General features: G+C 46.3%; 12 protein-coding genes. All 12 read left to right on the forward strand.

The window, feature by feature from the left end; all coding sequences use genetic code 11:
• The first annotated feature begins 9 nt into the window (after nucleotides 1-9).
• The 12 genes from ylqF (at nucleotide 10) to H8S18_RS02100 (ending at nucleotide 15,411) form a co-directional block, all read left to right on the forward strand.
• Nucleotides 10-849, forward strand: coding sequence for a ribosome biogenesis GTPase YlqF (ylqF, locus tag H8S18_RS02045; RefSeq protein ID WP_186856639.1), 840 nt, complete (start codon nucleotides 10-12; stop codon nucleotides 847-849).
• A gap of 8 nt (nucleotides 850-857) precedes the next feature.
• Nucleotides 858-1,493 (forward strand): ribonuclease HII, encoded by a 636-nt coding sequence (locus tag H8S18_RS02050; protein ID WP_186856640.1) that lies wholly within the window; start codon nucleotides 858-860, stop codon nucleotides 1,491-1,493.
• Nucleotides 1,486-1,845: a YraN family protein gene (locus H8S18_RS02055; RefSeq protein WP_186856641.1), complete on the forward strand. Its 360-nt coding sequence runs from the start codon at nucleotides 1,486-1,488 to the stop codon at nucleotides 1,843-1,845. Before H8S18_RS02050 ends, H8S18_RS02055 begins: the two co-directional genes overlap by 8 nt.
• Nucleotides 1,846-1,859: 14 nt before the next feature.
• Entirely contained in the window at nucleotides 1,860-5,090 is a 3,231-nt protein-coding gene (locus tag H8S18_RS02060) for a glycosyltransferase family 39 protein (RefSeq protein WP_186856642.1), read from the forward strand.
• A 21-nt stretch (nucleotides 5,091-5,111) separates the two neighbouring features.
• On the forward strand, nucleotides 5,112-6,659 hold the full coding sequence (locus H8S18_RS02065) for a YifB family Mg chelatase-like AAA ATPase (RefSeq protein WP_186856643.1): 1,548 nt from the start codon (nucleotides 5,112-5,114) through the stop codon (nucleotides 6,657-6,659).
• A complete protein-coding gene (gene dprA, locus H8S18_RS02070; RefSeq protein ID WP_186856644.1) occupies nucleotides 6,652-7,758 on the forward strand; it encodes a DNA-processing protein DprA in 1,107 nt (368 codons plus the stop codon). Before H8S18_RS02065 ends, dprA begins: the two co-directional genes overlap by 8 nt.
• A gap of 63 nt (nucleotides 7,759-7,821) precedes the next feature.
• Nucleotides 7,822-10,008 (forward strand): type I DNA topoisomerase, encoded by a 2,187-nt coding sequence (gene topA / locus H8S18_RS02075; protein WP_186856645.1) that lies wholly within the window; start codon nucleotides 7,822-7,824, stop codon nucleotides 10,006-10,008.
• Nucleotides 9,989-11,308, forward strand: coding sequence for a methylenetetrahydrofolate--tRNA-(uracil(54)-C(5))-methyltransferase (FADH(2)-oxidizing) TrmFO (gene trmFO / locus H8S18_RS02080; RefSeq protein WP_186856646.1), 1,320 nt, complete (start codon nucleotides 9,989-9,991; stop codon nucleotides 11,306-11,308). Before topA ends, trmFO begins: the two co-directional genes overlap by 20 nt.
• Nucleotides 11,309-11,321: 13 nt before the next feature.
• Nucleotides 11,322-11,855 carry an ATP-dependent protease subunit HslV gene (hslV, locus tag H8S18_RS02085; RefSeq protein WP_186856647.1) on the forward strand — a complete coding sequence of 178 codons (534 nt, stop codon included), beginning with the start codon at nucleotides 11,322-11,324 and terminating at the stop codon, nucleotides 11,853-11,855.
• A 9-nt stretch (nucleotides 11,856-11,864) separates the two neighbouring features.
• Complete coding sequence (gene hslU / locus H8S18_RS02090) at nucleotides 11,865-13,244, forward strand: ATP-dependent protease ATPase subunit HslU (protein WP_186856648.1); 1,380 nt, start codon at nucleotides 11,865-11,867, stop codon at nucleotides 13,242-13,244.
• A gap of 102 nt (nucleotides 13,245-13,346) precedes the next feature.
• Nucleotides 13,347-15,041: a ribonuclease J gene (locus tag H8S18_RS02095; protein WP_186856649.1), complete on the forward strand. Its 1,695-nt coding sequence runs from the start codon at nucleotides 13,347-13,349 to the stop codon at nucleotides 15,039-15,041.
• 19 nt (nucleotides 15,042-15,060) lie between these two features.
• Entirely contained in the window at nucleotides 15,061-15,411 is a 351-nt protein-coding gene (locus H8S18_RS02100) for a YlbF family regulator (RefSeq protein ID WP_186856650.1), read from the forward strand.
• Nucleotides 15,412-15,421 lie beyond the last annotated feature (10 nt).

Consider the following 15,421-nt stretch of genomic DNA (forward strand, 5'->3'; position numbering starts at 1 on the left):
AGCAGGAAATTGGATATTCAGTGGTATCCCGGGCATATGGCAAAAGCCCGCAGGCAATTGAAAGAAAAACTAAAAACTGTAGATCTTGTCATCGAAGTTCTTGACGCACGTGCGCCGGCTAGCTCTCTGAATCCCGATTTTGATGATCTTTTTTCGCACAAAACGAGATTTTATGTCTTGAACAAAGCGGATCTTGCCGACGAGAATATAACGAAAAATTGGCTGTGTTATTTTAAAAACCAAAAAATTCGAGCCGTTTCTTTCTCGGCTACACGCGGAAATGTAGAGTTGCTAAAAAAGCAGATCATCGACTGCGCCGCGCCCCTCTTGCGTCGCTATCGTGAAAAAGGAATGAATAAAACGCTGCGTTGTGCGATCGTTGGTATTCCAAACGTGGGAAAATCTGCAATTTTAAACCGCCTTTCCGGTGAAAAAAAGCTGAAGGAAGGCAACCGCCCGGGTGTAACCAAGGCACTCCAATGGGCTAAAATTGACGAGCATTTAGAGATCATGGATACTCCGGGACTGCTGTGGCCAAAATTTCAGGAGGAAAGGACCGGAGCCGTCGTCGCATTGATTGGCAGTGTGAAACTTGATATTCTTGATGAAGAGGCGCTGGCATTCTACCTGATCGGCTTCCTGAAGCAGACCGCGCCCGCTCTTTTGCAGAATCGTTATCAATTGGATTCCCTCGATAAAAATGATTTCGGTCTGCTGGAAGATATCTGCCGTGCAAGGGGCTTCCTGTTAAAAGGCGGCGTATATGATACGGAGCGGGGAGCTAAAACACTGCTCGACGAATTTAAAAATGGAAGGCTGGGACGGCTTTCCCTGGAAAAACCGGAGTAAAGTATACCATGGGAAAACGGGAAGATGCATGGCGTGAAAAGCTGCAGCTCATGACTTCATATGAGCGGATACACTGGGAACACGGAGAACTGGTAGCCGGAATTGATGAGGCCGGGAGAGGACCGCTCGCGGGCCCGGTTGTAGCTGCATGTGTGATTATGCCGTGCGACGACTTGATTCTTGGAATCGACGATTCAAAAAAAGTTTCGGAGAAGCGCAGGGAAGCGTTATATGATATAATATTAAAAAAGGCTGTCGGCTATTCAATATCCGTCGTAGATAATAGGGTAATTGATGAGGTCAATATTCTAAACGCTACACGCAAGGCTTTTGAAAACGCTTTGCGTGGTCTTGAGATTCGCCCACAGCATGTGTATACGGATGCAATGGCAATAGAAACCGATATTCCGTATACTCCGCTTATCAAGGGTGACGCAAAGGTATATACGATTGCGGCTGCATCCATCGTCGCAAAAGTAACGCGGGACCGTATTATGCGGGAATATGATAAGCAATATCCAGAATATCTCTTCGCAAAACATAAGGGCTATGGGACGAAAGCGCATTATGACGCGATTCGCACCTACGGGATTCTGGACATTCATCGGAAGACATTCTTAAGGAAGTTGATACAAAATGACTGATACGCTGCAACTTGGAAAAACAGGGGAGGATCTCGTTTGCCAATATATTCTCCGCAACGGGATGCAGTTGCTTGGCCGGAACTACCGGGCCGGAAAAGGGGAAATTGACCTTATTGCCATGGAAGGCGATACGGTTGTATTCATTGAAGTGAAAACCCGGTCCGGTTTAAATTACGGAACGGCGGCGGAAGCAGTTGGGTACCGTAAGCAGCAGGTTTTGATACAGACGGCCCAGCACTTTATCGCGCAGCATGGGTTTTATGAGAACAATATACGTTTTGACGTAGCGGAAGTCTATCCCAATGAAGGCAACCGGCTTAATTATATTGATAATGCATTTGGGATGAATTAAAGTGGTGGTAATTTATGGAAGCTCAAAATGAATTGATTGTATGGTTTACCGTGCTCGGTGTCATTTTTTTGTTTTTAGTTGCCTATTTATATTATGGCAGGAAAACAAGAAATCCTTTTGAAAAACCTGTTTCAGCGGGGATGATGTTTGCTATATTCGCCGTCATCGCTGTTTTAGTGCGCTTGGCGCTAGCCTATTCCATGCCTGGATATGTAACCGATCTTGATTGCTTCAAAGCCTGGGCAAATTATTCTTACACCGGCGGTCTTGAGAATTTCTATACAAGTGATTTTTTTGCAGATTACCCTCCTGTCTATATTTACGTACTTTATTTCTTCGGATTTCTTCAGAACACGTTTTCCTTGAGTCTTGGCGGCCCGGAATTTGCGTTGATGATCCACATTCCGGCGATTTGCTGCGATATCGTGGCTGCATATGTGGTATACCGTCTCGCCTCACAAAAATTCCGTCCCAATACCGCATTATTACTCAGTACGCTTATCCTGCTGAATCCGGCTGTTATTTTTAATTCAAGTATCTGGGGGCAGGTTGACATTATCATCACGCTTATGATGGTTCTTGTAATTTATCTTTTGGTAAAAGACCGTCCAATCTGGGCTTCCGTTGCATTTATCGCAGCATTTTTATTAAAACCGCAGGCAATCATGATTTTCCCGATCCTTGCCTTTGTTTTGATACGCAATGTAATTGTTTCCCAAAACCGCAAAAAGGATGTTTTGAACCTGCTGATATCTATTGGCGCAATGGCAGGTCTCTTTTTCCTGATCCCACTGCCGTTTGCCGGAAACCAGGAACCCCTCTGGCTTGTAAAACAGTTTCTGAGCACAGTGGGGCAATACGATCAGGCTTCCCTCAACGCGTTTAATTTGTTTGCAATGTTGGGGCAAAATTTTATTTCTTCCAGCCAGGCCGTATTTCTCGGGCTTACAGCCGACGTATGGGGATTTATCCTGATTGCCCTCGTTTGTGGGTATTCCTTGTTCCTGTATCTGAAGAATCCAAGAAAGGAATTTTTGTTCGCGCTTGCCGCTTTCATGATCATGGGAGTGTTTGCTCTCGGACACGGTATGCATGACCGGTATTTGTTCCCGGTTCCGGTGTTATTGTTATTTGCTTTCATTTTTATGAAAGATAAGCGCCTGATCTGGCCGGTTGTTCTTACTTTTATTGCGCTTCTCTTGAATCAGAGTCTATCGCTTTATTATTACCAGGTAATGATTCCCTTGGCCTGGACGGTAAGCGTATCTGCTTTCAGTATGGGAATTTTTATTTATACAGGATATGTCGTTACAAAACTGGCTTTTGGATCCATCCGCGAAAAAACGGAAGATTCGGATATTTCTGCGATGGAGACGTTAAAAAAGCCTCCGGCACATCTTCGCCTGGAAAATTTCGAAGAAAAAAAGACGCTGAACAAAAAAGACGGCCTTTTGATGCTCGCTATATCGGCTATTTATGCTGTGGTTGCATTCACAAACCTCGGAACCTTCCAGATTCCGGAAACTCCGGCGCAGCTTGAGAGCGAACCGGTTATTGTGGAATTTTCCCAAGCAGAACCGATCTCTACGGTTGAATACTACGCTGGATATGGGGAAGCAAAGCTGGAATTCTATTATTCCGAAGATGGAGTCACCTATGCGCCTGTCGTACTTGAAAAAAGTGGGACAACGCTCTCTGAAATCGAACACAAATTTGCCAATATGTATAAGTGGCAAATTTACACAACGGGCGTAGATGCAAAATATATTAAAATCGTGCCGCTTTCCGGATCGCTTCCTATTTTGGAGGTTGCTTTTAAAGATGCGCAAGGAAATCTGCTTGAACCACAAAATATCACGCCTTCTTCAGCCCAAGTATTATTTGACGAGCAAAACCTTGTACCCGAAGAATCTACTTATATGACAGATTTCTATTTTGATGAAATTTACCATGTAAGAACAGCATATGAAAATATTCACGGAATTGAACCCTATGAAATCACACATCCTCCGCTTGGTAAATTGATCCTTGCCTGCGGCATCCAGCTATTTGGAATGAATCCGTTCGGATGGCGGTTTATGGGAACGCTTACCGGAGTATTGATGCTTCCGGTGCTCTATATTTTTGCAAAAATGCTTTTCAAAAAGAGCAAATATGCAGCGGTCGCAACAATTTTATTTGCCGTTGATTTTATGCATTTTGCGCAAACGCGGATCGGTACGATCGACAGCTACAGCATTTTGTGGATTATGCTGATGTATCTGTTTATGTATCAATTTACACAAAGCAATTTCAATCGGCAGAAAATATCAAAGACACTGATTCCTCTGGCACTAAGCGGACTGTTCTTCGGGATCGGCGCGGCGACCAAATGGCTGTGTATCTATGCGGGAGCAGGACTTGCCGTTATCTTCTGTATGACGCTTTACAACCGGTATAAGGAATACCGGTTTGCGAAAGAAAAACTGCTTGCCCACGAAACCGGAGAGTCTCCGGATCCAGGAGGAATACCTCTGTATCGTTCTATTGTTAAAAAATATAGGATTAACGTCGCGCTGATCCTCTGTTGGTGCGTGCTGTTTTTCATTATTGTGCCTGCCGTAATTTACATTGCATCATATTATCCATACACAGTCGTTACCCAGGGAGAAGCGTATCAATTCTTAGTGCCAGGGAACCTGAAGGAACATCACAGCATTATCGGCAACCAGTTCTATATGCTCAATTATCATTCTACACTGAACCCGGATCATGTGCATCCGTTCTCTTCCATGTGGTACAGTTGGCCGGTTGATGTGCGCCCTGTCTTGTTTTTTAATGGGCATAATGATCTCAACCATACCACTTCCACGCTTTCTACAATGGGCAATCCCCTGATCTGGTGGTCTGGCGTAGTGGCATGCATCTGGCTAATCATTGATTCCGCTCGTGGTAAGCACAGGCATTATGGTGTGACCTTCACTGCAATCGCGGCCTTATCGCAGTTTATGCCGTGGTGGTTTGTTACACGTGAAGTGTTTATTTACCATTATTTCGCCACAGTACCTTTTCTTATTATCCTGATTGTCTATTGGCTGAGGAATGTTGAGCGCGACTTTAAATACGGCAAGCAATTCATGTGGGGATTTGTGATTGCCTGCGTCGTGATGTTTGCGGTGTTTTATCCGGTGATTACAGGTATTCCGTTTGATACAGATTACGTGACGGCTCTGCGTTGGCTGCCGTCCTGGCCGTTCTATGGCTGATGTTAAGGGGGGAAGGGAAAATTGCTCGCTAAGGTTTTAAGTTTCGGACTAACCGGGCTTGATGGGTATCCGGTTTTAGTGGAAACGGATGTCTATAACGGTCTTCCTGCTTACGAACTCGTGGGGCTTCCCGACGCAGCGGTAAAGGAATCAAAAGAACGCGTTCGCTCTGCTATCAAAAATTCCGGTTTTGAGTATCCGGCAAAACGGATTACGGTGAATCTTGCTCCAGCAGACCAGAGAAAGGAAGGTCCTGTCTATGACCTCGCTATTGCCATCGGGCTTCTTACCGCCAGCGATCAGGTATTACCAGATTTGCTGAAATATATGGTAATATTCGGCGAGCTTTCCCTGAACGGTGAAGTTCGTGCCGTGAATGGGATTCTTCCGATGGTAATCGAGGCACGAAAACGCGGCTTCAATCTGATGGTCGTTCCACAGGAAAACGCGCAGGAAGCCAGCTATATCAGCGACATCCGTATTTTACCTGTCAAACATCTTGCAGAATTGGCGGCCATTTTGAATAAGCAGGAAAAACCCGTTTTTTTTCCCGCTTCCGAATGGAACCCGCCCAAGCAGACTGGAAAAACGGATGTTGATTTCTGCGAAATTCGCGGACAGGAAAAGGCCAAGCGCGCAATGGAAATTGCAGCGGCCGGGGGGCATAATATCCTTTTAATCGGCCCACCGGGGGCGGGCAAAAGCATGCTTGCAAAGGCCTTGCCCGGAATCCTGCCCGATTTTACGTTTGAAGAAGCCCTTGAGGTTACGAAAATACATTCTATCGCCGGGGAACTGCGCAACCGAAATCAGGAGATTATAAATACACGCCCATTTCGCAGTCCGCATCATACGTCATCCGCAGTCGCAATTACTGGCGGCGGCCTTAAAAGCAATCCGGGGGAAATCAGTCTTGCGCACAGGGGGGTACTTTATTTTGACGAGCTCCCTGAATTTGGCCGTTCCATTCTGGAAGCGCTGCGCCAACCACTCGAAGACGGAATCGTTTCGATTTCCCGCGCCAATGCAAAAGTCATTTATCCGGCAGATTTTATGTTTGTCGCTTCTATGAATCCTTGTCCTTGCGGGAATTTCGGTTCAGACGATGCGGAATGCCGTTGCAGCCCAAATCAGATTGCGCGCTATCTGTCTAAGATATCCGGACCATTACTCGACCGGATCGACCTACACGTTGAAGTGGGCAAAGTGCGTTATGATGATATTCGCAGCAATGAAAAACAGGAATCGTCTGCTGAAGTACGCAAGCGTGTCAACGCTGCGCGTTCTCTTCAGGTCCAGCGTTACCGGACAATCGGAAAATTTTGTAACGCGCAGCTTTCGTCGGCACAGCTCGAATGTTTCTGCCAAATCACTCCGCAGGCTGAGACTCTTCTTAGAAGCGCATATGAAAAATTGAATCTAAGCGCCCGTTCCTATACGCGCGTTATGCTTACTGCACGCACGATCGCCGATCTTGAGGATACAGAAACGGTCGAAGCATCGCATATTGCAGAAGCAATTCAATATCGTACGCTGGACCGTAAATATTGGGGGAACGCTTATGACTGAGATCACAAAGGAGGAACGGTATTGGCTATGGCTTTCTTCCGTCGATGGAATCGGTCCTGTCCGGTTTTATGACACACTGAATGTATTTACAGATCTGGAACAGGCGTTCCATGAATGCGCCCTAATTCCAGAACTTGTAAAATCCGTTACTGCAAAACAAAAAAAGGCGCTTTTGGAAAGCGCCAATGAATCCTATATCGATCGTCTTTTGGATAGTTGCACACGAAAGGGCATTCAGGTCTTAACCCGCCTCAATCAGGACTATCCGCATACGTTGGCCGAAATTGAAAATCCACCGCCCGTTTTATTTTATAAAGGAGTTTTGCCAAACTTTGATGAGATGTCCTGTGCAATTGTTGGTTCGCGGCGTCCCACCAAAAATGGTTTTTCCACGGCACGTTCCTTGGCATGCGGCCTTGCCGGGGAAGGCGTCGTCATTGTTTCAGGGATGGCGCGTGGAATTGATACGGCCGCACATATGGGTGCATTAGAAGCAAACGGTATTACGGTTGCCGTCCTTGGATGCGGAGCCGATGTGGTATATCCGCAGGAGAACCGGGAATTATACGAGCGAATTTTGGATAGCGGAGCTGTTATTTCCGAATTTCTACCCGGTACCGAACCCAAGCCGCAGTTTTTTCCGCAACGCAACCGAATTGTTTCCGGCCTTTCCAACGTCCTGATTGCAGGAGAAGGCGGCGAAAGGAGCGGCGCGCGCATTACGGTAGACGATGCGCTGCGGCAGGGGCGGGACGTTTATACCATGATATGCGACCTGAAATCCCCGGTAGCGAAACTTCCCTTATACCTGATGGATTCGGGCGCCCCGGTTGTGCAGAAGGCAGCCGATGTTATGAATGGCATGGGATGGCGAATGAGGCATGACTCCGCCGTACAAAAAAGCAAAAATGGCGCAAATAAGCTTGATTTATTGGAAGCACAGATATATAATCTGCTTTTAAAGGAGAATTTATCAGCGGGGGACTTGGCAGGAGAAACCGGTATTGCGATCAAAGACATCAATACCATCCTTACCGTAATGGAACTCAAAGGTTTGATCGAGGGAATGCCAGGCGACCGGTTCAGAATTAACAGTTAATTTACATTACAACTGTTTGATAATGATTATAATATAGTACAGGAGATTATCTGGAGGAATAGAATGGCAAAGGAAGCGGCTGGCGCTGCAAAAAAGACTGCCGTAAAGAAAAAAACGGCGAAAAAAAACACTGGTAAGACAAAAACATCCAATCAAAAGCTGGTGATTGTAGAATCTCCGGCAAAGGCAAAAACAATTGAAAAATTTTTAGGCAGGGGCTACGCGGTACGTGCGTCAAACGGGCATTTGCGTGATCTTCCTAAAAGCAAAATAGGAGTGGATGTAGAAAACAACTTCGAGCCGGAATATACGACTATCCGGGGCAAGGCACCGCTCATCAAAACGCTTAAAGATGAGGCCAAAAAGTCTTCCAAAGTGTATCTCGCAACTGACCCGGACCGCGAAGGTGAAGCAATTTCCTGGCATATTGCAAATATTCTCGGGCTTGATCCCGGAGAAGTAAGCAGGATCGAATTCAATGAAATTACGAAAGATGCGGTTACAAACGCAATTACACATCCGCGGTCAATCGATATGGATCGCGTGGACGCGCAGCAGGCGCGCCGCGTGCTTGACCGGTTGGTTGGCTATAAATTGAGTCCTTTGCTTTGGAAGAAAGTGAAAAAAGGGCTTTCAGCAGGAAGGGTGCAGAGCGTTGCGGTCAAGGTGATTGTTGACCGCGAGAATGAAATCCGTAATTTTAAACCGGAAGAATTCTGGACAATCAGCGCAAAACTCAAAAAAGAGCAGCAGGAATTTGAAGCCAAATATTATGGCCCGGGAAGCAAAAAGGCAAAGCTCGATACGGAAGCAGACGCGCAGGCTGTACTGGATGCCGTCAAGGACGCGGATTTTATCGTTTCTAAAGTAAAAAGCGGTACGCGCAAAAAAAATGCCTTACCGCCGTTTACTACAAGTTTTCTACAGCAATCGGCATCCGGGAAACTTGGTTTTACCGCAAAAAAAACGATGATGTTGGCGCAAATGCTTTATGAAGGCGTACCTTTGAAAGATGGCAATACCGTTGGCCTTATTACCTACATGAGAACGGATTCCACACGCATCTCAGGCGAAGCGCAGGAAGCGGCGCTTGCCCATATAAAAAAAACTTATGGAGATGAATACGCGCCGGCGAAACCCAATATTTATAAGGGACGCAAAAATGCGCAGGACGCCCATGAAGCGATCCGGCCTACCTACATTGAAAACACGCCGGAGAGTGTCAGACAATATTTGACCAACGATCAGTTTAAGCTTTATAAGCTGATTTATACGCGTTTCTTGGCAAGCCAGATGATGCCTGCGCAGTTCGAAACGCTCAGTTACGATATTGATGCGAACGGCCAAACCTTTAAAGCGAGCGGCTCGCGCATCTTGTTTAAAGGGCATCTGGCGGTCTATGATTCCAAGACAGAAGACGATGACCAGAAGATGTTGCCGAAGGCCGAGCAAGGCGAGACCCTGGAATGCCTCGGCGTGACTCCAAAACAGAATTTTACACAGCCGCCGGCGCGCTACACGGAAGCTGCTCTGATTAAATTCCTTGAAGAAAGGGGAATTGGCCGCCCAAGCACTTACGCGCCTATTATTTCTACAATTCAGGACCGGGGTTATGTCCAAAAAGAAGCGAAATCCTTTGTCCCGACCGAGCTTGGTGAGATTGTGACGGACTTGATGGCAAAGAATTTTTCCGATATTGTGGATATTGCGTTTACTGCCGACATGGAAGAAAAACTTGACGGTGTGGAGCAGGAGGGCAACGACTGGAAAAAAGTCATCGGCGACTTTTATGGCCCTTTTGAAAAAGACCTTGAAGCCGGCGAGAAGAATATTGAGCGCATCAAGCTGCCCGAGAAAGTTTCGGATGTTATTTGTGAAAAATGTGGAGCAAATATGGTTTATAAGACCGGACGTTTTGGTGAATTCCTGGCATGCCCCAATTATCCGGAATGCAAAAATACCAAACCAATCGTAAAACAGATTGATGTTCCCTGTCCGAAATGCGGCGGGAAGGTTGTCATCAAACGAGCGGGAAAATCCGGTAAAAGTTTTTACGGATGCGAAAATTATCCTAATTGCGATTTTGTATCATGGGATAAGCCGCTTGACGAGAAGTGCCCGGAATGCGGCGCTTATATGGTAGAAGCTAAATTTCGGTATGGCGGAAAGACTTATAAAAAGTGCTCAAACCCGGAATGTATAACGAACCAGAAAAAGAAGACGGATACAGATGCAAAAAAAGAAAGTTAATGTCATTGGCGCAGGACTTGCGGGATGTGAATGTGCATATCAGCTCGCAAAGCGTGGGGTTCCGGTACGGCTTTATGAGATGAAGCCGGGAAAAAAATCCCCTGCACATGTGTCGGATTTATTTGCGGAACTCGTGTGCAGCAATTCCCTGCGCTCAGACCGGATCTGCAATGCGGCAGGTTTATTGAAGGAAGAAATGCGGCTGCTCGAAAGCCTCATTATGCAGGCGGCGGACGCGACAAGCGTGGCGGCGGGCGGCGCGCTCGCAGTGGATCGCGAAAAATTCTCGGCGTACATTACGCAAGCGATTCGTGAGCACGGCTTGATTGAACTCCTCTCTGAAGAGGTAACTGATTTCTCTAAATTTAAAGAAGAAATGGTTATTGTCGCAAGCGGTCCGCTTACATCGCAGGCATTGTCAGAGGCAATTAAAGAATTGACAGGCCAGGAGCGGCTACACTTTTTTGATGCGGCTGCACCGATTGTTTCCGCAAGCAGCATTGATATGGACAGCGCCTTTTTTGCCTCGCGATATGGGCGAGGAAGCGACTATATCAATTGTCCGATGACACGGGAAGAATATGAAGAATTCTATCAGGCGCTTGTGACTGCAGATTGTGCCGAGTTGAGGGAATTTGAACATGACGGCGTATTTGAAGGTTGTATGCCTGTGGAAACGATGGCATCGCGTGGTCACGACACATTGCTTTTCGGGCCGTTAAAGCCCAAAGGCCTTACGGATCCCAAAACAGGACGGGAACCATTTGCCGTCGTACAGTTGCGGCGGGAAAATGACGTGGGAAGTATGTATAATATTGTCGGATTTCAAACGCACCTGAAATTCCCGGAGCAAAGGCGGGTATTTGGCTTGATCCCCGCGCTGAAAGATGCGGAATATTTGCGTTTTGGCATCATGCATAGAAATACATTCCTCAATTCTCCAAGACTTCTTGACCGATATTACCGATTGGAAAAAAATCCGCTGATTCGGTTTGTTGGACAGATTACCGGTGTAGAGGGATATGTCGAGAGTACGTCAAGCGGTTTGCTTGGTGGAATCTTTGCCGCGTGTGAATATTTGGGGAAACCGCTTCCGGATTTTGACGATGAGACTGCCTCAGGCGCTTTATGTAGGTATATTTCCGGTGCGGTTACAGGTAATTTCCAGCCAATGAATATTAATTTTGGCATTATGCGGCCGCTGGGGCAGAGAATCAGAAACAAAGAAGAAAAAAAGACGCGCATTGCGGAGCGTGCACTTGAAAAACTGAAAACAACGATCCATCATTTTGGATTATAAACGGAGGATACAAATGGGACTCAAGGGAACAACCATACTGGCAGTAAAAAAAGGGGATAAATGTGCAATCGCTGGAGACGGGCAGGTAACGCTCGGCGAAAGCGTAATTATGAAAAAAGGAGCTACCAAGGTTCGGCGGATTTATGGCGACAAAGTCGTCATCGGTTTTGCGGGAAGCGTAGCCGATGCATTTGCGCTTTCTGAAAAATTTGAAGCAAAACTCGAAGAGTATGGCGGAAGTTTGCAGCGCAGCGCTGTCGAGCTTGCGCAGGAATGGCGTAGCGATAAAGCAATGCGCCAGCTTGAAGCGATGCTGATCGCTGCGGATCAGGAAAATTTGCTGATTATTTCCGGTACAGGCGAAGTAATTGAACCCGACGACGGCGTGTGCGCAATCGGTTCAGGCGGCACATATGCTCTTGCAGCCGCGCGTGCGCTTGTCCAAAATACGGATCTCTCTGCGGAAGAAATCGCATATAAAGGTCTCAAAATCGCAAGCGAAATTTGCGTATATACAAACGACAATATCACAGTGGAAGAAGTGTAGGTGAAACAAATGTCATATTTAACGCCAAAAGAAATTGTAGCAGAACTCGATAAATATATTGTAGGGCAGGACAAGGCCAAAAAAGCCGTAGCAATCGCCCTTCGCAACCGCTATCGCAGAAGCAAACTAGAACCGGAGATGCGTGAGGAAATTACTCCCAAAAATATTATTATGATGGGGCCCACGGGCGTCGGTAAAACGGAAATTGCGCGCCGTCTGGCAAGACTCATGGATGCGCCTTTTGTGAAGGTGGAAGCAACTAAATTTACGGAAGTAGGATATGTCGGCCGCGATGTGGAATCTATGGTGCGCGATCTTGTGGAGTCCTCAATCCGCATGGTGAAACAACAGCGCTTTGAAACGGTAAAAAGCCGTGCGGCAGCAAATGCTGAAGAACGCCTCGTGGATATTTTGGTACCCAATAAGCAGGCGCGGCAAAACACCAATCCGCTTGGCGCATTGTTTGGCGCTCCGCAAATCGAAGCTGCACCCGCTGAAAGTGATGAAGAGAAACAGAAGCGTATGTCCCGCAGAGACGAGATTCGTGCAAACCTGCGTGCCGGGAAGCTCGATAGCCTAGTGATCGAAATCGAAGTGGAAGTAAATCAGGGTATGGGAATGGAAATTCCCGGTATGGGCGGCGAAAGCATGGGCGACCTGCTTTCCGGAATCCTTCCTCCAAAAAAGAAGAAGCGGAAAGTGAACCTTGTGGAGGCCAAAAAGATCCTGGAACAGGAAGAAGCAGAAAAGCTGATCGACATGGACGAAGTCACGCAAACTGCCATTGAACGTGCGGAACAGGATGGTATTATCTTTTTGGATGAAATTGATAAAGTAGCCGGAAAAGGAGCAGGCAATGGCCCCGATGTATCGCGCGAAGGTGTTCAAAGGGATATTTTACCTATCGTAGAAGGAAGTACAGTTGTTACTAAGTATGGCCCGGTCAAAACGGATTATATGTTGTTTATTGCTGCCGGCGCGTTCCATGTGGCGAAAATTTCTGACCTGATCCCCGAGCTTCAGGGCCGCTTTCCCATCAAGGTGGAGCTTGAAAATCTGACGAAAAAGGAATTTGAACAGATTCTGACCCAGCCTAAAAATGCAATTACCAAGCAATATGAAGCGCTTCTTGCAGCAGACGGCGTTAACCTGAAATTTACTGCCGATGCGCTCAAAAAGATTGCGGAATTTGCACAGGTCGTCAATGAAAGTACAGAAAATATCGGTGCACGCAGATTGCATACCATTCTGGAAAATCTACTGGATGACATTTCATTCAACGCGAGTGGAATTGAGCCTGCGGTCGATGTTGTAATTGACGGAAATTACGTTACCGAGCATTTAAAAAATGAAGAGCAGTATACAAACCTGCAAAAATTCATTCTGTAAATGCGTATGTGGCGCATTTATGGTATAATAAAATAATAAAAAAGCACCTCAGGTAGAAAAGAGAGAAAAAGGATTTTGGATAATAATAGGACAAGAAATAAAATGCCGCGGCAAAAAGCGCAGCAGAAGACGCATACCCCGGCACCGTCGATCAAGATTATACCCCTTGGGGGAATTGGGGAAATCGGCAAGAATATGACGGTAATCGAATTTGAAAATGATATCATCGTAATTGACGCGGGGATGATGTTTCCGCGGGAAGAAATGCTGGGAGTGGACTACGTCATTGCGGATACGGCATATCTTCAGAAAAACGCACAGAAAATCAAAGGCATCTTCTTTACGCATGGACATGAGGATCATATCGGCGGCGTGCCGTATGTCCTGCAGGCGTTAAAGAATGTACCGCTTTATGGCTCTACACTCACAATGGCTCTTATTGAGGCTAAACTCACGGAACATCCTGGCGTCGAGCCGGAAATCCATGTTGTGAAAAATGGCGATAAAATTAAAGCCGGCGTATTTACTATTGAATACATCCATGTCAGTCATTCCATTGACGATGCAATGGCGCTCGCAATCACTACACCTATTGGCACAATTCTCCATACCGGCGATTTTAAAATTGATCTTACGCCTGCATGCGGAGAAGTGATGGAACTTTCACGTTTTGCGGAATTAGGCAAGAAGGGTGTGCTCGCCCTGATGTCTGACAGTACGAATGCTGAGCGGCCCGGCTTTACCATGTCGGAAAGCCAGGTTGGTGAAACGTTCGTCAATTACTTCCGGCAGGCGAAGGGGCGGATTGTGGTAGCTTCCTTTGCCTCGAATGTTCACAGGATTCAACAGGTAATCGATGTTGCCCGCATTTTTAACCGGAAGATCTGTCTTTCCGGGCGGAGCATGATCAAGATTGTAAATGTTACACGGGAGCTGGGATACCTGAATGTTGATGACGATATGCTGGTCAGCTTTGACGAATTAAAAAAGCTGCGGGATAATCAGGTGGTAATCCTTACAACGGGAAGCCAGGGTGAAACTATGTCCGGCCTTGTGCGCATGGCCACGGGCCAACATGCAAAGCTCAGCGTAAAGGAAGGCGACCTCGTGATCATTTCAGCTTCGCCAATTCCGGGTAATGAACGTTATGTATCGGATGTAATCAATATGCTTTACCGAAAAGGGGCAAGTGTAATCAACGATTCGGTGGATATGGTTCACGTTTCCGGCCATGCCTGTGAAGAAGAATTGAAATTGATGCTTTCCCTTGTGAAGCCTAAATTCTTTATTCCGGTGCACGGAGAATACAGGCATCTGTATAAGCATGCCGCACTTGCGGAAAAAATGGGAATTAAGAAGAAAAATATTTTTATTCCTGAAATTGGTTCGGTCATCGAGTTAAACCGCAAAGTAGGCGTGCAAAAAGATACTGTACAGTCAGGCAGCGTGCTTATTGACGGGCTTGGTGTGGGCGATGTAGGAAATGTAGTCCTGCGTGACAGGAAACAGCTTTCGTCCGACGGCCTGTTTATCATCGTCGTAACGACCTCAAGCGAGACGGGTGAACTTCTTTCTACACCCGATATCGTTTCACGCGGCTTTGTCTACATGAAAGAATCGGAAGACCTTTTGGATCATGCGCGTGACCTTGTTGTCAATATTATCGATCATTGCAATGCAAGCGGCCTTTCCGACTGGTCAACGTTGAAAAGTTCCATAAAGAAAGAAATTTCGAATTATTTATATGACATGACGCAGCGGAGCCCGATGATCCTGCCGATTATTATAGAAGTATGAGGGAGGAACCATCAAGGATATGAATGTATATGATAAAGCAAACGAGCTCGCTTCATTGATCAAACAAAGCGACGAATATAAAGCTTACGACAAAATCAAGGATGAAGTCTACGAAGACGAGCAAAACAAACGTATGATTAAAGATTATAAAAAGCTTCAGTTTGAGGCACAGGCCGCTTATCTGACAGGGCAGGAGCCTGCGCCTGAACTGCTGGAAAAAATTCAAAAGATGGGAGAAGTCCTTCAATTTAATCCTAAAATTACTGAATTTTTTTCCGCAGAGTATAAATTCAATACGCTGGTATCGGATGTATATAAAATTATTGGCGAGGCCTGCGATGTTGGAGCAAATATGTTTGATGAAGACTAATCTGTAGGAG

This window comes from Christensenella tenuis (genome assembly GCF_014287795.1).
GTDB lineage: Bacteria > Bacillota > Clostridia > Christensenellales > Christensenellaceae > Christensenella > Christensenella tenuis.